Origin of the sequence: Psychrobacillus sp. FSL K6-4046, assembly GCF_038624605.1 — a bacterium.
Classification (GTDB): domain Bacteria; phylum Bacillota; class Bacilli; order Bacillales_A; family Planococcaceae; genus Psychrobacillus.
Genome location: NZ_CP152020.1, coordinates 3,012,414 through 3,036,586, shown reverse-complemented (window position 1 = coordinate 3,036,586; position 24,173 = coordinate 3,012,414). Strand labels below are relative to the sequence as shown.

The following is a 24,173-nucleotide window of genomic DNA, read 5'->3' as shown; positions in this document are numbered from 1 at the left end:
TAGTAACAATTTTCTGAATTAAGTAAGGAGGGGATGTTGGTGAAGGCTGCGTTTTTGACAGAGGAGCATGAGCTATTTCGGAAGTCTTTAAGGAGAATGCTAGATAAGGAGGCATATCCTTTTTACGAGGAGTGGGAGACGAAGCGGGAGATTCCTCGTTCGTTTTGGTTGAAGATGGGGGAGAACGGCTTTTTGTGTCCATGGGTTGATGAGGCGTATGGAGGTTTAGGGTTAGATTTCTCGTATTCTATGGTTCTAACGGAGGAGTTGGAGCGTGTTGGTCAAGGGTTGGCAAGTGGTATGTGTCTTCACTCGGATATTGTAAGCCCTTACATTGCGGAGCTTGGGACAGAGGAACAAAAGCAAAGGTGGCTGCCACGTTGCGTTACTGGGGAGCTTATCAATGCTATTGGAATGACGGAACCGGGTGCAGGATCTGATTTGGCGGGTATTAAAACAACAGCTCGTCGCGATGGTGACTATTATATTTTAAATGGAGAAAAGACGTTTATAACGAATGGGACGATTGCTGACTTTGCAATTATCGTTTGTAAGACGGACCCTTCCGCACAGCCCGCGCATAGAGGCATCAGCTTGCTTGTCGTGGAAAAAGACATGGAAGGATTCAAGCATGGGAAGAAGCTCGATAAAATCGGTATTCATAGCGGTGATACTGGTGAGTTGATATTTGAGGACGTTCGAGTCCCAGTAGACAATTTATTAGGGGAGGAAGGCAAAGGTTTTTATTATTTAATGCAAAACCTTCAGCAGGAACGACTAATTGTAGCTATTCAATGTCAGGTAGAAGCGGAGGAAATGCTTCGAATCACACTAGATTACATAAAGAATAGAAAAGCATTTGGTCAGTCTATCAGTAAGTTTCAAAATACCCAGTTTAAAATAGCTGAAATGGCAACGGAAATTGATATCGGGAGAACTTATATTAACTCATTAACTGCTCGTCACATCGCTGGAGAGGATTTAGTGAAGGAAGTGGCGATGGCCAAATGGTGGATTAGTGAAATGGCGAAGCGAGTGGCTGCAGAATGCTTACATTTGCATGGAGGATATGGGTATATGGAAGAGTACGAGATTGCTAGAAGATATCGGGATATTCCCGTAGCTAGTATTTACGCAGGTACCACTGAGATTATGAAGATGATTATTGCTAAAAAGCTAGATTTGTAAATGCGCAAGGAGGTAATCCTTTTGGCAATCTCACCAAATAAAATTAGGAAAAAGAAAGAGGAAATTATACTTTCTGCAGTGAGGATCATGAATGAAAAGGGACATCAGCGAGCGACGATGGAAGAAATCGCAGCAGAGCTTCAAATGACGAAGGGGTCACTCTACTATTATTTTAGGAATAAGGAGGATTTGATCTTCCGATGTCATGAGCTTGTACTTGAGCAGGCAATTGACGAGCTTCGCGAGGCTTTTCATTCCAACGTTTCCAACGAAGTAAGGCTTCGCCAAATGATTGCTATTCATGTGAAATATGCAGTAAAGGAAAAGGAATCCTTTAACATGATTATTAAGCCGGATGAAACATTTTCAACGGATCACCTTCATCCCATCTTAAAGAAAAGAAATGAGTACGAGGGCTGGTTCGACCGAGTAATTCTTGCTGGTATAGAATGTGGAGATTTCAATATTAATGAACCTAAAATTGTACGAATGATGCTATTGGGTGCTCTAAATTGGATTCAGCAATGGTATAAGAAGGCTGGAGATAAATCTCTAGAAGAATTGCAACAAATTTATAGTGATTATTTATTGAAGGTAATGAAGTGAGTTTAATCAATTAAAAAGGAGATTGGTTATTATGTTAATTACTGAACAATTGGCATCACATGTAAAAGAGCGACCTAATCACATTATTACGCAATTCAATGGAAGAGAGATTACTTATTCCGCATTTTATGAAAAAGCAAAACGGCTTGCTGGCTTTTTTCAAGCAAAGGGCTATAAACAAGAGGATGTTATCGCCCTATATTTAAATAACTCGGATTACTTTTTAATCTGTTATTATGCATGTCAGCTCGGTGGTTTTACAGTTATGCCGGTTAATACAAAGCTTGCTGCACCTGAAATTGAATATATATTCAAGCATTCGGAGGCGAAGACACTCGTTTATGATGTTCGATTGGAACCTGTATTGCATGAAATACCGGAGACATTTGAAGGATTTTTACACACCATACAGGTTGGTGGGGATAATACACTAGAGGCTATATTTGCAGATTCAAGCTTAGTTATGAATGAAGTCGCTATAAATGAACAACAGACAAGTGTCATTTTTTATACGTCTGGCACAACTGGGAAGCCAAAAGGGGTCATGCTTTCTGCTCAAAATGTATATGCGACCGCACAAATATGGGGAGAAGCAATGGATCTGAATGAAAGGGATCGAATGCAGATTGTTGCACCGCTATTTCATTGCGCAGCGAGTCATGTCTTTAGCATTCCAGTAATTTATGCGGGAGGGACAATTGTCATAGAGGAGGCATTTTCTCCGGAGCAGGCGTTGACTACAATGGAGCAAGAGAAAGTTACTATATTTTTTGGAGTACCTGCGATGTACAGTATTTTACTGAACACGTCAAAAATTAAACAAATAGAGCTTCCAAGTTTGAGACTATTGACTTATGGTGCTGCTCCAATGCCTTATGAGCTCGTTCGAAAGGTGAAATCTTTATTGCCAAATGTAAAGGTTCAAAATCTCTACGGGCAAACAGAGAATTCTCCGGCAGCAACAACCTTAAAGGACCATTTTGCACTGGATAAGGTCGGGTCTGTAGGAGAAGCACTACCGAAGACAGAAGTTCAAGTGGTTGATGAGTTTGGAGATCCGTTACCACATGGCCAGGTAGGAGAAATTGTCGTGAAGGGTCCTCAGGTGATGAAAGGTTATTTAAAGAACGAGGAGGAAACGAATCGGGCAATCCAAAATGGTTGGTTATATAGCGGGGATTTAGGTAGGTTTGATGAAGATGGCCTGCTTTATATTGTTGATCGAAAGAAGGATATGATTATCCGAGGCGGAGAGAATGTTTATCCCGTGGAGGTGGAAGAAGTTCTCTATCAAGTTCCCGAGCTGCTAGAGGCGGCAGTTGTTGGAGTCCCTCACACAGTGTATGGGGAAGTGCCTAAGGCGTTTGTTGTTTTAAAAGATGGAAATGAGATAACGGAGGAAGAAATATTGGCATTTTGTTCTAAACGCTTGGCAAAATTTAAAATGCCAGTAGAGGTCGACTTTATGGAAAGCCTTCCTAGAAATGCGAGTGGAAAGGTTTTAAAGAATTCTCTTCGAAACAGTTAGGAGGAATAGTGGATGAAAACAGTTTATTTAATAGACGGAGCAAGGACAGCATTTACGAGCTTTGGAGGATCCTTTGCTCAAGTTAAAGCAGATGACTTAGGTGCAGCAACAGCAAGAGAAGCAATGAAACGATCTGGAGTCGGGCCGGATCAAATCGATCATGTCATATATGGAAACGTCATTCATTCTAGTACGAACGCAGCTTTCCTTTCACGTCATATCGGATTAAAGGCGGGTATACCAGTAGAGGTTCCAGCGATGAATGTGAATCGCTTATGTGGCTCCGGCTGTCAATCAATTGTATCGGGTGCTCAAATGATCTTGTTAGGCGAAGCGAATATTGTTCTCGCAGGTGGTGCTGAAAATATGTCGATGTCTCCCTATGCAAATTTTACTGCTAGATTTGGTGGTAGTAAGATGGGGACAATGAAGTATGAGGATATGGTGCTTAGCACGTTAACGGATGAGTATATAGGAAGTGGCATGGGGATGACTGCTGAGAAGCTAGCAGAGCAATATAGCTCATCTCGAGAAGAGCAGGACGAGTTTGCCTTACTTAGCCAAAAACGAGCAGCTCATGCACAGGAATCGGGCAGATTTGCAGAGGAAATAGTAGCTGTAGAGGTTCCTTCTAGGAAGGGAACTATAATGGTGGATCAGGATGAGCATATTAAGGGTGAAGTTACTCAGGAAAAACTGGCATCCCTTAAGCCTTCCTTTATGCAAAATGGAACCGTGACGGCGGGTAATGCTAGTGGTATTAATGATGGAGCGGCTTCGGTTATTATAGCAAGCGGTGAGGCCGTGGAGAAGCATGAGCTTAAGCCTTTAGCTAAGATTATCTCGTGGGGGATAGCGGGCGTTGATCCGTCCATTATGGGGATTGGTCCCGTACCGGCAATTAAACAAGCACTTGCTCGTGCAGAAATGACGTTAGAGGAAATAGATTTAATAGAAGTAAATGAAGCCTTTGCCTCTCAGTATTTAGCGGTAGAAAAGGAGTTAGGATTAGATAGAGACAAAACAAATGTCAATGGAGGAGCAATTGCACTAGGTCACCCAGTTGGGGCAAGTGGTACTCGTGTCTTCCTTTCTTTAGCATATGAGCTTAAGAGAAGAGGGTTAAAATATGGAGTCGCAAGTCTTTGTATTGGTGGTGGCCAGGGAATTGCCGTCATTATAGAGAATGTAAATTAATTTAGTATAGGACTTTTACTTTTTTTAAAGTAGAAGTCTTTTTTAGAGCTATTTAATTGGATTATTAGAGGTAGACGTTTTACATATGATTTTATTGATGGATAGTGTTCGTCTATTATTTAAGTAGTTATTTATACTCGGGAGCAATCAATTTTACTTTTAAACCATAATTTACATGTTTCTCTAGATAACTAATGGAATAGGAAGTATAATGTTATTATTAGATAATATTCTGATAATTGAAGCTAGATATGTGTCAAAAAGAATAATGAGGGAATAAGGATTACAAAGAACATCTAAGAGTTTTTAGGAGGTTATCATGATGAAAATTGGTGTATTAGGTGCAGGTACCATGGGAAATGGCATTGCACAAGTAATGGCTTCAGCGGGACATGAGGTCACGCTTTGTGATATTGATAACGAGATACTAAGAACAGCGGCATCTACAATCGATGCTAATTTATGGAGGCTTTATAAAAAGGAAAATAAAGAGTTTAGTGAGATTGGGCGGGTACTAAGCAGAATTACGCTCACTACTGATAAAACCAAACTAGCAGGACTTGATATAGTAATAGAGGCTATATTAGAAAATCGTGATATTAAGAAAAGAGTCTTTGCTGAACTGGATGCAATTTGTGACCCAAAAACCATTTTAGCTTCCAATACCTCTGGTTTAAGTATTACGGAAATAGGATCCGCAACTGGGAGACCTGACCGTGTCATTGGGATGCATTTCTTTAATCCTGTGCCAGTCATGAAATTAGTAGAAATCATAAAAGGCTCTGAAACTAGTGATGAAACATATGATACCGTAAAAAAACTAGTAGAAGACAGCGGAAAAGAAAGCATTACTATATTAGATGCTCCGTTATTCGTCGTAAATCGTATATTAGTTCCAATGATCAATGAAGCTATCTTCGTTCTAGGAGAAGGCATCGCTTCTGCTGAAGATATAGATAAAGGGATGGTGTTAGGAACAAACCAACCAATTGGTCCACTAGCGCTAGCGGATCTTATCGGATTGGACACACTTTTATCAGTAGCAGAGACATTATTTGAAGAAACTGGAGACACCAAATATCGAGTTGCCCCCCTATTAAGAAAATATGTTAGAGCCGGTAAGCTAGGTCGAAAAACGGGCAGAGGCTTCTATACGTATTAAAATACAAAACCACATCCACCATGGATTGTGGTTTTTTTATGTGCAAAACGTAAATCCACCGTGTATATTTCACGGATAAAAAGGCTTAGAGTTATTTACAACTCTAAGCCTTTTCTACCTTCCTTAAATAGCGACTCCGTTAGCACCACAAAATGAAATTTTTAAAATACCTATTTTGGGCTTACTCAAACAATTGGATATTCGGTTCTTGTTTTAGAACATGAACAATCATTGAGTGCAGCTGCCCACGGTGATGAAACAGGTGAGCTTGAGTATCTAATAGCCATTCATAACGTGAATGAACTACTCCAAAAAATGAAGTCGTTTCCTGTAACAGCTCATCTTCCCGTAATCCTGCTATGCCGTTTTTTAGATAGTTATAATTGTTAATTAGAGCATCAGCTATTGCCTTCCGATTCGTTTCCGGCTCAGCTTCCTCATAGAAACGGTCCATCTCCTCCTCCGAAGCTCCAGCTCCAATCAGATAGTCGGCTTTACATATAACTGACATGTGCGATAGTAGCTCTCCAATCGACCATTTTCCTTCAGTTGGTTTAATATTTAAATCTTCATCGCTCAAAGTCTCTATCAACTTAATAATAGAGTTAACCGCCAAATCCATCTCTTTAAAAACACCTTTACAGTAAACGTTCATACCGTATTCCCCTTTTGTAAAAAGCTTTCTACTCGCTTCTTGTTGGATAACAATGTATTCAACAAGAAATTATATTATTCCTTCTGCTCCATTACATCTTGTTATATTTAACTTATTTTGATTGTTGTTTTTATATTTTTGTGCGAAAAAATGTTTCGGATGCCAAGTATGTTACAGGTGCCAGGCACCTGTAACATACTTGGCACCTGTAACAAACTGGGCCCATATAACACAGCATCTGAACAAATAAAAATGGTATTTATAATGATGTTTTTAATGTTTTCTGTAATGTTTTTGTAATGGAATGGAGAGTTGGAGAAAATTTTTGATGGAAGTTATTATGAGTTCAAGTATCTTCGAACTAAGATATTTGATAGATGCTATGTTACAAAAAATGGGTCAAAATAATTGGTTTATGTTAAGAATGATAAATTATTGATATTTTAGTTTGAATAATAAATTATCTAGAGTAAAAATATATTATTAAATTTAAAATATTAAATTAACGGGACAAAAGTCTATGAGCGTTTAGTTCTAAGGTTATTTTTTGATTTTTTTGGATGCTTTGACTACTTAGTTTGAGAATGTTATTTATTATATTAGGCAATGGACTTAAACTCCTTTTAATCTCTAAAAAAAATATAAGGTAAGAGGTTTAGAGATTACCAAATAGGGGGATATGGCTATAGTAAATGGTTTTTTTAGTAAATTAAATAGTTAGAAGTATATTAAAAGTAAAAAATATCCATTAACAAATATTTTCTGTAAAATATTTGTAATGTATTTGGTAAAAGAAGTAAAGTGTATTGGAAGTATCTGTGAAGGAACGGCAAGTTCATCTTGTAGTTAGCTCTCACAGTTATTTTATAAATTCATCAAAATACTAAACAAAAGGGAGATGTATGAAATGTCAGGAATTATTCGCGTAACACCAGCTGAGTTGGATGCAATGGCATCACGTTACAGTCATGAGTCAAGTGAGGTTGCTTCTCAAATCGGTCGTTTGGACGGTATGATCGGTGAATTGCAATCTATGTGGGAAGGTGCTTCTAGTGCAGCCTTTGCTGAACAATATGAAAGACTTAAGCCACATTTCAATGATATGCGTGAGCTATTAAGCGAAGTTAGCGTACAGTTAAGCCGCACTGGTCAAGCTCTACAAGATGCAGATCAACAAATTGCAAGCCAAATCAGAGGGTAACTTGGAGTATTGTTCAGGATGCAATATATAGAGCGTCATTCCATATTGGAAGGCGCTTTTCCTTCATTTTCAACTATTTTAAGCAAGCTTACACTCTTTAGGAGAGGTGTTACATTTTGTATATAGAAATTACAGTTGACCTTTCAAAGTATAACGGGAAAGTTATTGACCTCCGACTATCTGATTACTACACGATGAAAAAGATGATTGATATTGCGTGGCAGGCCGCTTCCATTTCCAACCCAAAGCGTGAGGGTCATTGGATACGCGTGGTAAACAAGGATAAATTATTCCCTGGGCATTTAACAATGTCTGAATGCGGCATTACGACCGGCGACCGAATTGAAATCATTTGAAGGAGAAATGGACATGGCCCCTAAACAGAAAGATATGAGCAAAACAAAAACCAAACTTAAAGATAGACCATATACATATTTGAAAAATCGTACGGGTGCGGAAATTAATGAGGAAGCCAATAAAACCACCTTTGTATTTCAAAAGGAAAGAGTTGCTTTTAAGCGTACCGAGGAAATAATCTTCCTAAAAGAAGTTAACCCAAAGATCTCTAAGGAGATTGTTATTACTGACGACGAATTAATCGTTCAAGCCGAGATTCCAAAAGACCATATGCGTTTTAGAGACATTCATCGAGAAGAAGAAAAATCTAGGTGGATGCTAGGTTATCAGCTAGTAGAAAAGGTTTACTCTCACCCTTATCCCCGACTAAACCTAATAGTATGCCCGGAAAATATAATCTTTAGCAAGGCTTTGGATCCAATGTTTCTTTACTATGGTGTATTAGGAAGTTTACCTCCGTATGAAACAGATGAAGATAGGCTCTGGCTTGAAACAAAAGCAGTGGTAGCAGCAGCCATAGACAATTCATTCACCTTTGAAGAGTACTTAAAGTACTCCGAAATATTAGAGCTCAAGGAAGTTGGAGCTACCATCATGGGTATGAAGGATAACCAAGCTCTATTGGACTATATTACAGAAAAAATGGAACAGCTTGAAATCGTAGAAATGGGCAATATCAAGCTACCAAGAAAGAAATGGAAGTGGACTAAATACTTAGCAATCGGACTTGGCATTCTAATTCTTCCTGCAATCATTTTTACTATCATTTATTTTGTACATGAAAAGCCAAAGAACGAAGCTTATACACTTAGCCATGAATACTTTCTAGGACAAAATTATAGTCAGGTAGTGACCTTATTAGAACCTTATTCGATAAAAGGGATGCCCTACATTGTTCTGTATGAGTTAGCGTACGCATCGGTTACTAATGAAAGATTAGACGAAGAACAAAAGAAAAATGTGTTATCTAATATAACCCTTCAAACAGATGCAGAGTACTTGAAATATTGGATTCACCTAGGTCGAGGTGAGGCAGAAGATGCAGTGGATATAGCAAGAGCGATGGAGGACGGAGAGCTAATTACCTTTGGGTTACTAAAAAGACGCGAGGAAGTTAAAGCAGACAAAGACCTTACTGGTGAAGAAATGCAAATTCTTCTGAATGAAATTGACCAAGAGGTAGAGGAATTTGAAAAGCTAATGCTAGAAGCTGAGGAAGCTGAAAAAGAGGCAGAGGAAGAAGCACAGAAAATAGAAAAAGAAAAAGAAGCAAAAAATGAAACAGCAGAACCGGAGGCTGCACCAGTATCAGAAACCGCACCAGCAGAAACACCAGCACCTGCGACTCCGGAAACACCAACTGCAACCGAAGCACCACCAGCTGCACCAGAAACACCAGCAGCTGAAGAAAACGCAGCTAATTGATGTTAGAAACTACTCACTTATTATTTGGCTATTTTAATAAACTATCAGGGTACGAAAGAGGGTGTTCAGGTTGTTACAGCTATGGGTATTTTATGGAGAAGATTATCAACGATTAGAGATAAAACAAAGAGAGTTTACAACACTAACCATTGGCCCTGCTATAGAGCATGATGTGACCGTCCAAAGTTTCCCTTTTCTTTTTGGAGAAATAAGGATTGAAAATAAGGAAAATCAATTAGTCCTTCACGACGGGGCACAAGAATTGGGAGTGTTGACAGAAGAAAGTGGTCTTGCAATTGAGCAGAGAGATAAGATCTTAAAAGTGTTCGTATCTTCTTTACCGGTTCAGACAAAAACTTATTTTATTGATTATACAAACGAAGTGTCATTCGACAGTCATGAGGAACAAGCAACCTTTCATCGCACGAATATTATGTTCCCTGAAGTGGAGACTGGTCATTTCTCTTTCAATAAAATCAATGATGGCTGGATTATCAAAAAGGATTTTGCATGTCCTTTATATCTAAACGGAAAACGTTGCGGTACTAACCAAATTATTCAGCTCGGCGATGTACTACAATGGGCTTTTATGGAGATTAAACTGGTTCAAAGAGATTTAATCGAAATAGTGACAAGTAAGGAATATATAAGCACGCTACCTGAAATAGAATTACCTAAAACGGAAAGATATGCTATGTACCCTGAATATAGAAGAACACCTCGGATGATTTATGACTTACCAGAGGATAAAGTATCTATCTCCTTTCCGGCTCAGGAAAGTGATGCAGCAGGTCGAGGATTATTGATGACGATTGCACTACCGCTTGTCATGCTAATTGCGATTGGAACGATTACCATTTTTGTTCCACGAGGGGTATTTGTCATCATATCGATCACGATGTTCATGGCTGTCCTTGTTACATCTACGATTAATTTCTTTAAGGAACGTAAAAAGAGAAAAGAAAACGAAGCGAAGCGAAGAAGAGTTTATGCGGCCTATATGGCAAATTTACGAGAAGAGCTGGATGGCTTATCGGAAAAGCAAAAGTTTGTGCTCGAGTATCATTATCCATCCTTTGAAAAAATGAAGATAATGACAGAGGAGTTATCGGGACGAATTTGGGAGAAAAGTTTAGAAAGCCATGACTTTCTGCAATTTAGATTAGGCATTGGGGATGTCCCATCAAGCTATGAAATAAAGCTTAGCTCTGGGGATTTAGCAAACAGAGAAGTGGATGACCTACTTGAAGAGGCGCAAAGAATGGAAAAAGTATATCAAACCATCCAATCTGCACCAATAACAACCGATTTACATCAAGGTATTTTAGGATTGATTGGTAAGGAAAATGTGGTCAAACGGGAGCTTCAACAAATAATTGGACAGCTAGCCTTTGCTCATAGCTATCATGATATTCGTGTGATTAATATTTTTAATCACAAAGAATACAAGGATTATGAATGGATGAAGTGGCTCCCTCACTCCACACTTCCAAACATGCATGCGAAAGGCTTAATCCACAATGAGGAAACTCGTGATCAGTTGTTGTCCTCACTTTACGAAATAATTCGGGAAAGAGATGTGGATGAGATGAAAGGGAAAGTAAGATTTGCCCCTCATCTAGTATTTATCATTTCGGATACATCTTTAATAGCAGAACATGTCATCATGGAATACTTAGAGAAAAAGAATACAAAGGAATTAGGTTTCTCGGTAATTTTTGCTGAATCGGCTGAGGAACGGATGACCGAGAATGTTCATACACTCGTTCGATATGTAAATGATCGTGAAGGAGATATTTTAATAGAGGAAGGTAAGGCTGTAAACAGACCCTTCTATTTGGATGACTACGACGCTACAACTAATGAGCGATTCTCTCGTATGCTGCGAACATTGAATCACCAAATAGGTATGAAAAATTCGATTCCCAATTCAGTTAGCTTTTTAGAAATGTTTGAGGTAAAGGACGTAGAAGACGTTCCTGTTCAACAATATTGGAAGACAAATGAATCAGCTAAATCTCTTGCAGTTCCGATAGGGCTCAAAGGGAAAAAAGAGCTTGTTCACTTAAATCTACATGAAAAAGCACATGGCCCTCATGGATTGCTGGCTGGTACAACTGGATCAGGGAAAAGTGAATTTCTTCAAACATATATTTTATCACTTGCGGTTCATTTTCATCCGCATGAGGTTGCGTTTTTACTTATCGATTATAAAGGAGGGGGAATGGCACAGCCGTTCAAGAAAATCCCTCATCTGTTAGGAACAATAACGAATATTGAAGGTAGTAAAAACTTTAGTATGCGTGCCTTAACATCTATCAATAGTGAGCTTAAACGTAGACAGCGCTTATTTGATCGGTATGAGGTTGCTCATATCGATGACTATACAACGCTGTATAAAAACGGTCTTTCTCTTGAACCACTTCCACATCTTTTTCTTATCTCTGATGAGTTCGCAGAGTTAAAGAGTGAGGAGCCAGAATTTATACGGGAGCTAGTAAGTACTGCTCGTATTGGACGTAGCTTAGGAGTACATCTAATCCTTGCTACTCAAAAACCCGGCGGAATCATCGATGAACAAATTTGGAGTAATGCTCGCTTCCGAGTAGCGCTGAAGGTTCAGGATGCAAACGATAGTAAGGAAATCCTAAAAAATAGTGATGCAGCTTCCATTACCGTGACAGGTAGAGGATATTTGCAGGTAGGAAATAATGAGGTCTACGAGCTGTTCCAATCTGCTTGGAGTGGTGCGCCATACATGGAAGAAACGTTAGAAGGAGAAGAGGACATTGCAATTGTCACTGATTTAGGGCTAATTCCACTAACGGGCATTGAAACGAAGGTAAGTAAGAAAAAGAGTAAAATGACAGAAATTGAGGCAGTGACTGCTAAAATTGCTCAAACTCAAGAAGAAATGGCTATCCAAAAGCTCCAAAGTCCATGGCTGCCACCTTTGGCTTTAAGGATTACTCAGTCCAAGCATATAGAAGAAATTGAGGATGCCTTCCTACTTGGAATGATAGATGAACCAGAAAAACAGGCGCAAAATCCAATTTATTACGAATGGAAGAAGGACGGGAATGTAGGAATCTTTGGTTCCTCAGGTTATGGGAAATCTTATACATTATTAAGACTCTTACTAGGTATAGCAGACAATCTAAGCCCTGCCGAGGCTCACCTTTACATTTTAGATTATGGAAATGGATCTCTTCTTCCTATGAGGCAGCTGCCACATACAGCTGATTACTTTACGATGGATGAGGAGTTAAAACGAGATAAGCTTATAAAGCTAATAAAGGATGAGATATCCAACAGAAAGATAGCTTTCCAATTGGCAGAAGTGAGTAATATCCATATGTACAATAAAGTATCAGAATCTCCATTACCTCTTATTTACATAGTAGTGGATAACTATGATATTGTACGTGAGGAAATGGAAGAGCTAGAGGCACAGCTCATCCAGTTTGGCCGAGATGGACAATCATTAGGTATTCATCTGCTTGTATCTGCAACAAGAGTACAGTCCATTAGACAATCACTCATGAACAATTTAAAAACTAAAATAGTCCATTATTTAATGGATAGCACAGAGTCGTATGGCGTAATTGGAAGAGTTCCATTTGACTTAGAGCCTTTCCCAGGTAGAGCGATTATTAAAAAAGAAGAAGCGAAGTTTGCACAATTATTCCTCCCAGCACATGGAGTAGACGATTTCGAAATTTTAGAATCTATTAAGTCAAAAGTGCAAGCATTGAAGAGTGCTTATGCAGATATGCCTGCACCAAAGCCAATTCCAATGCTGCCGCTTGAGTTAAACAGCGACAACTTCCAAAACTATTTAGAGGATGACGTAATGCCTGGAATAGTACAGCTTGGCTTAGATGAAGAAACAGTTAGAACGATTCCGATTAACTTTAATAAAAATCGTCATCTAATGCTGATTGGTCCGGTTCAAAGAGGTAAAACGAATACGATTAAGTGGTTATTACATCAATTATTAGAAATGGAGAATGGCTTTATTGCTATCTTTGATTCATTTGATCGAGGTCTTGCAGCATTCTCAGACGAACCAAAAGTAGACTACTTAGAAACGAAAGATCGATTGGTAGATTGGATTACCAACGTGGAGCAACATTATGTAGAAGTGGAAAGTAGCTATCTAGAAAGCTTGCAAAACGGACAATCACCAACAATCGTCCCTGCCTATTTCATCATTGATGGCTATACAAGATTTTTACAGCTCGCAGATGTAGGCATTCAGGATCGTCTATCTAAGCTAATGAAAAAATATACTCATCTAGGCTTTAATGTGATTATATCGGCTAACAACTCAGAAATTACAAAAGGCTTCGATGCATTTACGAATGAATTGAAGCTCGTAAGACAAGGATTAGTATTTATGAAAAAATCAGAGCAAACGCTGTATACAGTACCTTATGAAAGAAAAGAGGCAGAACTGCCGTTAGGCTATGCGCATTACGTATTCAACGGAAACGCCACAAAGGTGTTAATTCCGTTATGTAAGATGGAGAGGAAGATCACCCAATGAAAAATTTAAAGGGAACGGGATTATGGAAAATAGTTGCTGGGATTGTTCTAATATTAGCTCTCCCTATTTTGTTCTTCCAGCTGATGGGGGTCAGCATATTAGATTTAGACAATCCAAATAAAAGAGTTATTGCTATTGTCAATGAGGATCAGGGAATCACAAAAGGTCAGGAAAGTATTGACATGGGGGTAGAGGTAGTGACGATACTAGCTACCGATTCACCATATGAATGGAAGGTAGTCGGCCGAGGGGCAGCTGAAAATGGGTTGAAGTCAAATCAGTATGAGGCAATCGTTTATATCCCTTCTAACTTTTCTTCCAATGTAATGTCTTATGATCAGCAAAATCCGGAAAGAGCAGAATTCTCTTATAAGGTGCATTCACAAAAGGCTGGGCTACGAAAAGAGAGAGTGCTGCATGAGATCGAGTCAGCTACCAATCGTGTAAATGAAAAGGTGTCTACTCTTTATTGGACATACGTAGCACAGGAAATGGATCATATTAAAAAGGAATTTGCGAATATATTAGGTAAGGAAACTGAGTTTCTATCGACGATGTCAGCTTACTATAAGCCGGAATCTGAAACACTTGCTGAAGAAATGAAACGACAAAAGGAACAGATGGCTGGATTGCTTTCAACAATGAGTTCAGCTAATAATTCTCACGCTGCAAGGATTGAAAATGCAGAAACCTTCGGGAACCAAATGACTGGATTTATCAGCTACGTCCAGCAATATAAAACGTTCCAGGATAGTCAAAAAGAAATTTTAAGACAAGTCCAAGATGACAGTCTTGCAAAGATAAAGGTTGCTGCCGCTTCTCAAGCAGAGCATTTCAATAAAACCGTCCAGCAGCTAGAAGATAGCAACGAAAAGTTAAATGATGAAATTTACAAAGTGAACAATATTATAGATGCCAACCAGGAGAAGTTCAATGCATTGTCTGAGCTCCGAAAAAGTGAGGTAGATCGCCAGCTTAATGACTTACTTGTCGTTCAAAAAACTGCAATCGATCGCTATAACTACTCGGTGCTTGCAAGCTTAGAAAAAGGAATTGAGGCAAGAAAGAACGGTACTGCTGTACTAGGGATAATGGATGTTGGAACTGATCCACAGCAACTAGTTCCAATCGGTACAGAAATGGAACAAAAGGCTGCAGCAAAAACAGGGACACTTCTTCCTACTTTAGAGGAGGAGCGTACAAAGGTTAATGAAATCCTTACAGCTCTACAGTCTTTAAAAACAAAAATAGCTGAAACAGATCCAGAGTCTACATTGTTAACTGATTTGGATCAGCTACAAGGTGAATTGACAAATGTCACCGCGCTTATTTCTCAAAAAGAAAACGTGTGGAGCAGTTCCAATCAAGAAGGAACAAATGATTATGCTACTGCTGCTAAGGAATATACAAGTCTTTTAACAGATTATCAGGCCGTATACAGGGAATATCAATCCGTGCAGCAAATTATAGACACCTACCCGGCTGATACGGTAAGGATAGGGTTGGAGATTAGTCAAAAAGAAGAAGCATTATTGACTCATGCTAATCTAACAGCCGAACAGAAAACTAGATTACAAGAGTTATTTAGTAAAAGAGTTACCAATACAGAGCTAAGCTCTTTATTGTCCTATTATGCAACTTTAGAGCAGTTTGAATATACGTTGAATGAAGGAGGGGAAAGCACCAACAAGGATGCCCTGCTAGAAGACGAAATTTTAACAGCCTTACTTAAAAATGTGGTAGATGTTAATGAATTAGAATTAGAAGGCTGGACTGCAGTAGAAGAAAGTATACCGGAAACTCAATTAGGAATGACCGATTTAAGCACAACCTTTGCTGCTATTATGTCCGGTCAAAGAGAAACAGTGGAAGGGCAGCATTTATCGTTACTAAATGATTTAGATACGATTGATAAGCAGGCGAATTTATTGCTGCAGCAAATTCAAAACCCAGCTACTATGTTAGGTGCAGAACCTCAGCAAACAGTAGGTGAGGGAGAAGTTGCATCCAGTCAACAAAATGTAAGTAATCAGCTAGTTTCTCTTAGTCAAATGATGAATACGTTATCGGACCGTCAGAATAACTTGGTAAATTACGCAAATGAATTACACGCAAAAGCAGATAACATTAAAACTACATCTGATGAGTTTAGTAACAAATGGGAGACAAACGTGGATGCTATGTCTGATTTTGATGGGGACATACAAAGCTTCCTAGCAAACACTTATGTAGATGGACAGGAAAATGGTTATGCATTTAACCATTTTGTGAATCCACTAGGAGTAAAAGGAGCAGCTGCTGTCTCAGAGGAGGGCCAAAAGGTTCCACCAGTTATCTTATTTATCGTCCTACTGATTAGTAGTCTACTAATAGGTTACTTTACGTATCAATTAAAGGATGGGGCAGTTGGACTTCGTATAGCAATGACCATCATCTTATCTCTTTTAGTTGGGATTATTATTAGCCTATACAGTATTAATATGTACATCTTAAACGACGATCGTGCCATTCAATGGACGATATTTACGGTGCTATTACTATTAGCAAGTGCATCCATTGTTCGAGCAGCATTAGAGTTTGGTCAGGCAGCCGGCTGGCTAGCTGGAATAGTACTTATGTGTATTTACATTATTCCACTGCTGATTTTAGCGGTGCCAGATGTGAACGTACCTGATATTTTATCAAACGTGTATCTTTCAATAAAATATGAGGCGGAAACAAACTTTATAATGGGAGTAATCATTACAGGCGTTATAGCAATCATAATGCTAGTAGTATCCTATTTTGTAAGCAAGAACAATGGCCAAAACGCTACGACAGTAGATGAAGCGTATGAAGGCTAATAAAATCATTTTAATTGTCCTCTGTACAGCGCTACTTTGTTTTCCTAAAAGTGGGGTAGTGCTAGCAGATGAAAATAAAACAATCGATGAATTAGAGCCTTTGTTATATGAAAAGCTTGAATTTAAGAAAAATACGGATTATCTGCATGATGTGAAGAAAACAGAAATGAAAAACACGATTCCTATTAAGCAGTTTGATATATATTTTGATGGTAGGAAGAAGCTGCCTAATCGTACTGACTCATCTTTCCTTTTCCTAAGTGATGAAAGAGGTGAGAATAGTACGGTGGCAGCACGCTCCTTAGAATTAAAGCTTTTCACTTCTGGGGAGAAAGAGACAAGAACAAAAGGGAACTTCTCACAGCAACAGCAAGAAGGAAGTTCAAATGGCAACCTGCTTACACTTGTTTTCCTATTGATGATAGCCAGTGGGATTATTATTCTCTTTGTAGTATTTTTGCCAAAGCTCGCACAAACGTCAAACGGTACTCCAAAAAAGAAGAAGGGTATAAGGGAGGGTGAATTAATTTGATTATGTATTGGTATATGAAGCTAGCAGAAGTTAAAGCGAAGATAGCTAGGTTAAATGCGTGTCAAGCTTCTCTCACAGGGAAGCAGGGAGAATTCCAGTCCAATGAACCTAAATGTAAGGAACCGGAGCTTACTCCTACTACTTGGCATGGGACGCTTGCGACAGCCTTTGATGATATTCGTGAATCGGGAATACGTCAACCGTATTTAGAGATTATAGGAACTCAATTTAGTGCTGTATTTGATGCAATTGCCGCAAAAATTGCTGAACTTCAAGCAGAGATAGTTAGTATCCAAGCGACTATTGATCGGCTTTTAGCTGAGGAAGCGGCTAACAATATGAAATAATAGCGGGGGTGTATGTATATGTCAGAGGAAATAAAAATTGTTTATGCGGATGTAGAGAACCAATTAGAGCAAATGACAGCCTCAAATGAAGCGTTAAATCCTACAAAAGAGGCGCCAATTGAAGGAAATGTGCTAGATGTGGCTACTAAGTTAAATGAGCTCTCCGTAAATCTAGAAACTTTGTTAATAAAATATCAACAGCTATTAGGTGAAAATATCCTTACTACTACTAGTTCGGTTGAGTTTATGAAAGAGACCGATGAGACAATTTCTACTGGTATAAATGGGTCAGGTGGACACAAGATGCTAGCGAATTAACATTGACAATAGGAGAGGCTCTTCTATAAGCAGAAGAGTGTCTCTTTTTTAGAAAAAGAGCGGTTAGAAATTTTAAATATGCTAAGTCTATTTTTCATTTCTTTTGATACATTTACATATTTTAGTTAATTTCATTATTACGGTACCTCCAGAAAAAATATGAGATTTAGTATCTTAATATACGTTTGAAATTCGAGAAAGCTTTAAAATAATCAGACGAAAGAGTGATCATCCATGGGAATTGAATTATGTTCTTTGCTATTTGACAATGTGCTTTCCTTTCAAGTAAAAGATAAAAAAGAAAATTGGCAAGAAGGAATATTCGAGTTGGAAAACTTTACGCTAAATAATGAAGTGTACAAAAATGGGCCTATCTTTTTTTCCTATAAAGAGGACGATAACGATGCAGAAACTGGTTTATTTAATTACTATTTACCAATAAGTACAGCAGTCGTATTAAATGAAGATGCTCATTTTTCATTTATCGAGCACTTAGAGGTTGAAAAGGCCCTGCTATTAAGACAAGCAGAGCAGGAAGTAGATTTCACGGCAGCCTATGACAAAGTAAAATCCTATGCAATAGAAAATGACATAGAGCTAGAAGATAACTATTATTGTGTCCTGTTAGATGTTTACGGTGAATTTATTATTGATTTATATGTACCTGTAATAGGGCAGGGGGCTGAAAAATGATAGTAGCGAACCATCAAATTGCCTATCGGAATGTAGCTTCTAAGCTTTATAATTTTCTCCCTGAAGAAATTGACTTAGCTATTGCCGATTTTATCCAAATTTTAGAGAAGTATAATTACACGCCTACAGGAACTATGTTCTTCTCAATCATTAGTGACCCTACCGCAGAGGTAATGACTGCACAAATCTTCCTGCCTATTGAAGAAAAATACTTCTCTGTGCCTGAGGAAGAGGCGGTCTTGTTTAGCAGCTATTTTCTTGTAGACAATCTGCTAATGACTAGAATTATGCATGACTTCGACATAAAATCACAGGAAAAATACTGGGAGCTATTTGGCTATGCAGAGCAGAAGCAGCTAACACAAAAAACACCCATTTTTGTCCAAATGAAACAAATGCATAACTCCGAAAAAAGCTTCGTAGAAATGAGTCTAGGTGTACTATAATCATTATTTTTTTAGTTGGTATGTTACAGGTGCCAGGCACCTGTAACATACCAACTAAAATCTAAGCGTAATGACTATCGATGTTTTGGATAGAAAATATAACACTGATTAGTGGAGGTATCCTTATGAAAGTCCTTGATGTTCGTCCTTTTCAAGACGGTATACAGCGAAACACAGATATGCTCACACGGGTAGAACAGGAAATGCAGCAAATTCAAAAGACAATCAGCGGTCTCGTCGCAATGGAGGATCATTTAAAGGGTCAAGGTGGAAATACCATTCGTGCATTTTACAACGATTGTCACATCCCTTTCCTTCAGTTTTTTACGATATTTCAAACAGGATTTAAGGAAAGGCTTTCTCAGATGAAGCTAGCTTTAGAGGGGTTAGAGCCAGATCCAAATGGTTATATTAAGCAAACATTTTTAGAGGGAGAAGTGGAAGAGGGACTAACCGCCATTTCTAAAATTACAGAATCACTTACAGACGAGTCTAATTCTATTATGGATCAGGTATCTGATATTGTTGCGCTCCCACATTTAAACGATAGTGAAGTACAGCAAGGCGTTAATGATTCTCGAAAAAAGAGAGATCTAACGGTTTCGGATTTATGTGAATTTGATATGACTCAAACGAATAATCTCCTTTTTGTTGAAAAGGATTTATTAAGTATGGAACAATGGTTATTAGACATTGAGGGCATGATGAATGATGGACTATCAGACATAGATTTCCAGGCGGATGTATGGAAGGACTATACGGCGGAACACCCCCTTAAAACCGAACTAGATACCCAAGACCCATCCTTAGAACATGTAGAGGATAAGGATCAGTCCAGTGACCCAAATGACGTGGCTAATACCAAAAGTGATGTGGATAAGATTAAAGAGGAAGTAGGGCTCCTAAAACGTATTAATACTGCTACTACTGGTCTAGTATCAAGTTATGGTATGTATCAAGCCGGTAAAAAAGGAGTGTTAAGAACTTCACGTGTATATGACTCGAAAACAGGAAAGTATACACATAAGATTCAGGCAAACGGTGAAGCATTGAAGCATTTAAAAGTAGTTCCTGATGCTGAAGCACTTAGAGACTTTAACAAAGGTCTTCCTAAGGGAGATAAAAAATGGAGTAAAAAACATCACGAAAAAGCAATAAATAATACTACGGATTTAAAGTATGCCACACAAAAACCAAATTCTAGTGGGTGGTCAACTACCGGGGATGAGGTATTAAAAAAACATCCTAATCTTGCATATTGGAATGACAAGGCTACTAGCGTTGAAAAAGCTAAAACTGTTGGTACCGCTACAGCAAAAGGAATAGGAAAGTCTTTTAAGGATATTGTAGACATTAAAGGAATGGCTCAACCTGGACTTAAAGGCGTAACCAAAGCATTAGGACCAATAGGAGCAGCAGCCAATTATTTTAGTAATTATAATACAGCTAAAAGTGAAGGGCTTAGTGGTGGGAAAGCAGCCGCCAGAGCAACAGTTGACACAGCTGTAGAGACTGCGGTTGGTGGAGCAGTCCAGACTGCATTTACCGTAGGTTTCACAGTTGCGATTCCTATTCCAGGTGTTGGAACTGCTATTGGTGTAGGTTTAGGGATACTTGCTAATATAGCATTGACTAGTAAGAAAGAGGGCGGAAAATCTGCTATGGATCATATTAAAGGATGGTTCCGCTAAAGAAAGTGTGGGTTTAAGATGAGATTAGTAGAAGAAGATTTTTCAGTATTGAGGGGACCGTTGGAATCGGGCAGACAGAGTCCAAGCAATATTAGTTTTGTTTTAATAATAAGTATATTTTTACAATCACTACTGTATGGAGTCCTCTCATATTTGACAAAGGGAGAGACTTTATTCCCTAATCATGAGAAAATTTTAAGTGTTCATTTATGGTTGACTATAATTCTAAGTGTATTTTCTATTATTTACTCCATACCTGCAGTATATAGAAAAAGTAGTAGAATCCAATATTTACTGAGTATCCTTGTTACGCATAATATGTCTACATTCCCTTTTTTACTATTGTCCCTGTTTTTATTAGGGTCTACATACGGGGGGGCAATAACTAGTACAAAATCTTTGTTAATGGTTACGTATGTTATTTTATCCCTAGGTTTATTTATTCTAATCTCCACATTTATACGTTTTTATATTTTGCTTAAAAAAGGCCAATATCGTAAGGGCTCTAAAAAGGATGAACAAAGAAGTAAATTAGAATCTATGTCATTTCTTCCAGGTGCTATTGCAGGTGGAGTTGGAGTAGTATTTGTTATACAGTATCTTGCTAAAAATTCAGCTTTCGATGATTCTAATTTTGCTATTCTCATTGTAGGGGGCATCCTCACCTTTTTTGTGATGATGTTCATTTTACCAGAACAACTAGTCATCTTATATTGTAAGTATAGATATAAGAGTTTTAATTTTAATGAGCGAGGCTATTTGTATTCCAGTGAGGATCAAAAGGTTAAAAGAAAACGAGGGATAGAAGCTTAATAAATGAATGGAGTTGACTCATTAAAATAATGGGTAGATTAAGGGAGGAAGATTTTGCAGTTTTAAGAGGACCGTTAGAATCTGGCAGACAGAGTCCAGGAAGTCTTGGATTTGCATTAATACTAGGTATTTTTATACAAGCATTAATGTTTGCTTTACTCTATTTTATGGTGAAGGACGTTACCACATTTCCAAATAAGGAAGAGATAATGAATTTTTATTTTTGGCTTACTGCCGTCTTAATTGGATTATGTGTGCTTTATTCCATTCCCTATGTTTATAACAGAAGCGGAAGAATACAATATCTAATTTCAATTATTGTTACACAAAATATGTCATCCATTCCTTTTTTACTTGTATCCTTGTTTTTAATAGGGATGGAAAATGGGGGCATAAACACGAATAAAGACTCTTTATTGCAAATCACCTATATTATTTTGGCTATAGGAATTTTAATATTTATAGTTACGTTTATCCGTTTTTATATTTTGCTAAAGAAAGGTCATTATCGAAAAGGCTCTAAAAAAGATGAACAAAGAAGTAAATTAGAATCTATGTCCTTTCTTCCAGGCGCAATAGTAGGTGGAATTGGACTAGTATTTGTAATTCAGTACATCTCCAAAAACTCCAATTACGATGACAGTAACACTATTGCTATCATTATTGGGGGAATCCTTGCATTTTTCGTAATGATGTTCATATTACCCGAGCAGCTAGTCATCTTATATTGTAAGTATAAATATAAGAGCTTTAATTTTAATGAACGAGGCTATTTGTATTCTAGTGAGGATCAAAAGGTTAAAAGAAAACGAGGGATAGAGGCTTAAAAATGAATGGGGAGTTTAGAAAGACTAATGGGTAGATTAAGGGAGGAAGATTTTGAAGTATTAAGGGGACCGTTAGAATCTGGTAGACAAAGTCCAGGAAGTTTAGGGGCAATATTATTTATAACAGTTTTTCTACAAGCCTTAGTATTTTTATTAGAATATTTCATGGTTGGTCCAAATACAGTGTTTCCTTATAAAGAGAAAATTATAGAGATTCATTTATATTTTACAGTTGCTTTAATTATACTGTCGCTTGTTTTTGCTATACCAATAGTTTATAGAAAGTTTGATAGAATTCAGTATTTAGTCTCTATATTAGTTTCGCAAAATTTATTATCCTTCTCTTTGTTTATCTGTGCCCTATTTTTAATTGGAGAGGATACAGGGGGAGAAGTGGTAAGTGCAGAGAAATTGCTCAAGGTTACATATCTTATCCTTAGCTGTGGTTTCTTGGTCTTCTTCGCTACATGTATAAGATTTTATATTTTATTGAAAAAAGGACATTATAGAAAGGGAAGCAAGAAGGATCAGATTAGAGGTCAACTAGAAAAAAATACTACTCTTCTAATTTTTCCTGCTGTTGTCTTTGGTTTAATTATAGTGCTCATTATGCAATATGTTGTAAGAGTAATGCCTGAGTTTAATATAGACTCTGTTTTAATCATTACGATTGGTATCGGTCTCTTTTTTGTCATGCTGTTTGTCCTACCTGAGCAGTTAGTCATCTTATATTGTAAGTATAAATACAAAAGCTTCAATTTTAATGAGCGAGGCTACTTGTATTCTGTAGGAGATCAAATGCTTAAGAGAAAACGAGGGAAGAAGCTTAGCAAAGAGATTAGGAGTTGACTAGTAAATGAGGGGCCAATTAAGGGAGGAAGATTTTGAAGTATTAAGGGAACCGTTAGAATCTGGTCGCCAAAGTAGAGAAAGTATTAGTGTTGTATTAATACTAGGTATTTTTTTACAAGCATTAATGTTTGCCTTAAATTATTATTTAGCAGCACCTTACTCTCTTTTTCCGTTTAAAGAGGAGATAATTAACATACATTTTTGGCTTACTGTTGGTTTAATAGGGTTGAGTATTGTGTATTCTATCCCGTTTGTTTATAAAAGAAGTGAAAGGATACAGTACGCACTTTCCATTTTGGTTTCCCATAATGTCGGTTCCATTTCATTCCTGATTATTTCCCTATTTACAATAGGTTTAGAGGATGAGGGCATGACAAATGATGCGGATACCTTAATGCAAATTGCCTACGTTATTTTAGCTGTAGCACTCTTATTATTTATTATCATAATGGTCCGTTATTATATCTTGCTTAAAAAAGGGCACTATCGAAAAGGCTCCAAAAAAGAAGAGCAAAGAAACGAACTAGCAAATATGTCGTTTGTTCCAAAAGTCGTATTAATAGGGGGAGCTCTATTTTTACTTATAACGAAGTGGATCTCTCATAACTCTAATTACTACGACAGCAGTACTCCGGGTATCCTTGTTTTGGGCATGATTGTATTTTACGCAATGATAGCAGTCTTACCGGAGCAGCTAATCATTTTATATTGTAAGTGTAAGTATAAGAGTTTTAACTTTAGTGAGCGAGGTTACCTTTACTCCATAGGAGAACAAAAAACTGAGCGAAGAAGAAAACCAAGGATAGAGGCATAACACTATGTTACAGGTGCCTGGCACCTGTAACATATCATAAAAAAGCATATAAAAAACGCATCCGTTTTTAAATAGGGGTGCGTTTTGCTTTTAAGGGAAATGTATTTTATTTTGAGGGTTGATTTTAAA

Annotated in this window: 21 protein-coding genes; 20 read left to right on the top strand and 1 reads right to left on the bottom strand. The window is 37.8% G+C overall.

The genetic code is table 11. The features are described 5' to 3' along the window. The first annotated feature begins 39 nt into the window (after positions 1–39). The 5 genes from MKY09_RS14890 (at position 40) to MKY09_RS14870 (ending at position 5,681) form a co-directional block, all read left to right on the top strand. On the top strand, positions 40–1,188 hold the full coding sequence (locus MKY09_RS14890; protein ID WP_342567022.1) for an acyl-CoA dehydrogenase family protein: 1,149 nt from the start codon (positions 40–42) through the stop codon (positions 1,186–1,188). Positions 1,189–1,209: 21 nt separating this feature from the next. Further along, complete coding sequence (locus MKY09_RS14885; protein WP_342567021.1) at positions 1,210–1,794, top strand: TetR/AcrR family transcriptional regulator; 585 nt, start codon at positions 1,210–1,212, stop codon at positions 1,792–1,794. Positions 1,795–1,825: 31 nt separating this feature from the next. Further along, a complete protein-coding gene (locus MKY09_RS14880; protein ID WP_342567020.1) occupies positions 1,826–3,322 on the top strand; it encodes a long-chain fatty acid--CoA ligase in 1,497 nt (498 codons plus the stop codon). Positions 3,323–3,334: 12 nt separating this feature from the next. Continuing rightward, a complete protein-coding gene (locus tag MKY09_RS14875; protein WP_342567019.1) occupies positions 3,335–4,519 on the top strand; it encodes an acetyl-CoA C-acetyltransferase in 1,185 nt (394 codons plus the stop codon). Between the two features lie 319 nt (positions 4,520–4,838). Continuing rightward, positions 4,839–5,681 (top strand): 3-hydroxybutyryl-CoA dehydrogenase, encoded by an 843-nt coding sequence (locus MKY09_RS14870; protein ID WP_342567018.1) that lies wholly within the window; start codon positions 4,839–4,841, stop codon positions 5,679–5,681. A 181-nt stretch (positions 5,682–5,862) separates the two neighbouring features. On the opposite strand, the gene MKY09_RS14865 is transcribed toward MKY09_RS14870, so the two are convergent. Next, positions 5,863–6,336, bottom strand: a complete 474-nt coding sequence (locus tag MKY09_RS14865) for a DinB family protein (protein ID WP_342567017.1) — start codon at positions 6,334–6,336, stop codon at positions 5,863–5,865. A 907-nt stretch (positions 6,337–7,243) separates the two neighbouring features. On the opposite strand from MKY09_RS14865, the gene MKY09_RS14860 reads away from it, so the two are divergent. The 15 genes from MKY09_RS14860 to MKY09_RS14790 all read left to right on the top strand — a co-directional run bounded on the left by MKY09_RS14860 (position 7,244) and on the right by MKY09_RS14790 (position 24,044). Continuing rightward, positions 7,244–7,537 carry a WXG100 family type VII secretion target gene (locus MKY09_RS14860; RefSeq protein WP_169358737.1) on the top strand — a complete coding sequence of 98 codons (294 nt, stop codon included), beginning with the start codon at positions 7,244–7,246 and terminating at the stop codon, positions 7,535–7,537. A 116-nt stretch (positions 7,538–7,653) separates the two neighbouring features. Further along, on the top strand, positions 7,654–7,893 hold the full coding sequence (locus tag MKY09_RS14855; RefSeq protein WP_169358738.1) for an EsaB/YukD family protein: 240 nt from the start codon (positions 7,654–7,656) through the stop codon (positions 7,891–7,893). A 13-nt stretch (positions 7,894–7,906) separates the two neighbouring features. Beyond that, positions 7,907–9,319 (top strand): type VII secretion protein EssB, encoded by a 1,413-nt coding sequence (gene essB, locus MKY09_RS14850; RefSeq protein ID WP_342567016.1) that lies wholly within the window; start codon positions 7,907–7,909, stop codon positions 9,317–9,319. 70 nt (positions 9,320–9,389) lie between these two features. Then, the gene (gene essC, locus MKY09_RS14845; RefSeq protein WP_342567015.1) at positions 9,390–13,868 is read left to right on the top strand and encodes a type VII secretion protein EssC; all 4,479 of its coding nucleotides are present in this window, start codon (positions 9,390–9,392) and stop codon (positions 13,866–13,868) included. Beyond that, positions 13,865–16,711 carry a type VII secretion protein EsaA gene (gene esaA / locus MKY09_RS14840; RefSeq protein WP_342567014.1) on the top strand — a complete coding sequence of 949 codons (2,847 nt, stop codon included), beginning with the start codon at positions 13,865–13,867 and terminating at the stop codon, positions 16,709–16,711. The genes essC and esaA overlap by 4 nt, the downstream gene beginning before the upstream one ends. Continuing rightward, positions 16,701–17,243, top strand: coding sequence for a type VII secretion EssA family protein (locus tag MKY09_RS14835; RefSeq protein WP_342567013.1), 543 nt, complete (start codon positions 16,701–16,703; stop codon positions 17,241–17,243). The genes esaA and MKY09_RS14835 overlap by 11 nt, the downstream gene beginning before the upstream one ends. 2 nt (positions 17,244–17,245) lie before the next feature. After that, positions 17,246–17,590 (top strand): DUF5082 family protein, encoded by a 345-nt coding sequence (locus MKY09_RS14830; RefSeq protein WP_240949620.1) that lies wholly within the window; start codon positions 17,246–17,248, stop codon positions 17,588–17,590. Between the two features lie 18 nt (positions 17,591–17,608). Then, a complete protein-coding gene (locus MKY09_RS14825) occupies positions 17,609–17,908 on the top strand; it encodes a YwqI/YxiC family protein (protein WP_169358744.1) in 300 nt (99 codons plus the stop codon). A 234-nt stretch (positions 17,909–18,142) separates the two neighbouring features. Then, on the top strand, positions 18,143–18,601 hold the full coding sequence (locus MKY09_RS14820) for a DUF5085 family protein (protein ID WP_251552701.1): 459 nt from the start codon (positions 18,143–18,145) through the stop codon (positions 18,599–18,601). Beyond that, positions 18,598–19,047: a DUF5085 family protein gene (locus MKY09_RS14815; protein ID WP_169358745.1), complete on the top strand. Its 450-nt coding sequence runs from the start codon at positions 18,598–18,600 to the stop codon at positions 19,045–19,047. Before MKY09_RS14820 ends, MKY09_RS14815 begins: the two co-directional genes overlap by 4 nt. A 125-nt stretch (positions 19,048–19,172) precedes the next feature. Further along, a complete protein-coding gene (locus MKY09_RS14810) occupies positions 19,173–20,738 on the top strand; it encodes an LXG domain-containing protein (RefSeq protein WP_169358746.1) in 1,566 nt (521 codons plus the stop codon). A gap of 153 nt (positions 20,739–20,891) precedes the next feature. Beyond that, positions 20,892–21,551, top strand: coding sequence for a hypothetical protein (locus MKY09_RS14805; RefSeq protein WP_240949612.1), 660 nt, complete (start codon positions 20,892–20,894; stop codon positions 21,549–21,551). A 29-nt stretch (positions 21,552–21,580) separates the two neighbouring features. After that, positions 21,581–22,378, top strand: coding sequence for a hypothetical protein (locus MKY09_RS14800; RefSeq protein ID WP_342567012.1), 798 nt, complete (start codon positions 21,581–21,583; stop codon positions 22,376–22,378). A 27-nt stretch (positions 22,379–22,405) separates the two neighbouring features. Further along, positions 22,406–23,227 (top strand): ABC transporter ATPase, encoded by an 822-nt coding sequence (locus MKY09_RS14795; protein WP_169358749.1) that lies wholly within the window; start codon positions 22,406–22,408, stop codon positions 23,225–23,227. A gap of 7 nt (positions 23,228–23,234) precedes the next feature. After that, on the top strand, positions 23,235–24,044 hold the full coding sequence (locus MKY09_RS14790) for a hypothetical protein (RefSeq protein WP_342567011.1): 810 nt from the start codon (positions 23,235–23,237) through the stop codon (positions 24,042–24,044). Positions 24,045–24,173 lie beyond the last annotated feature (129 nt).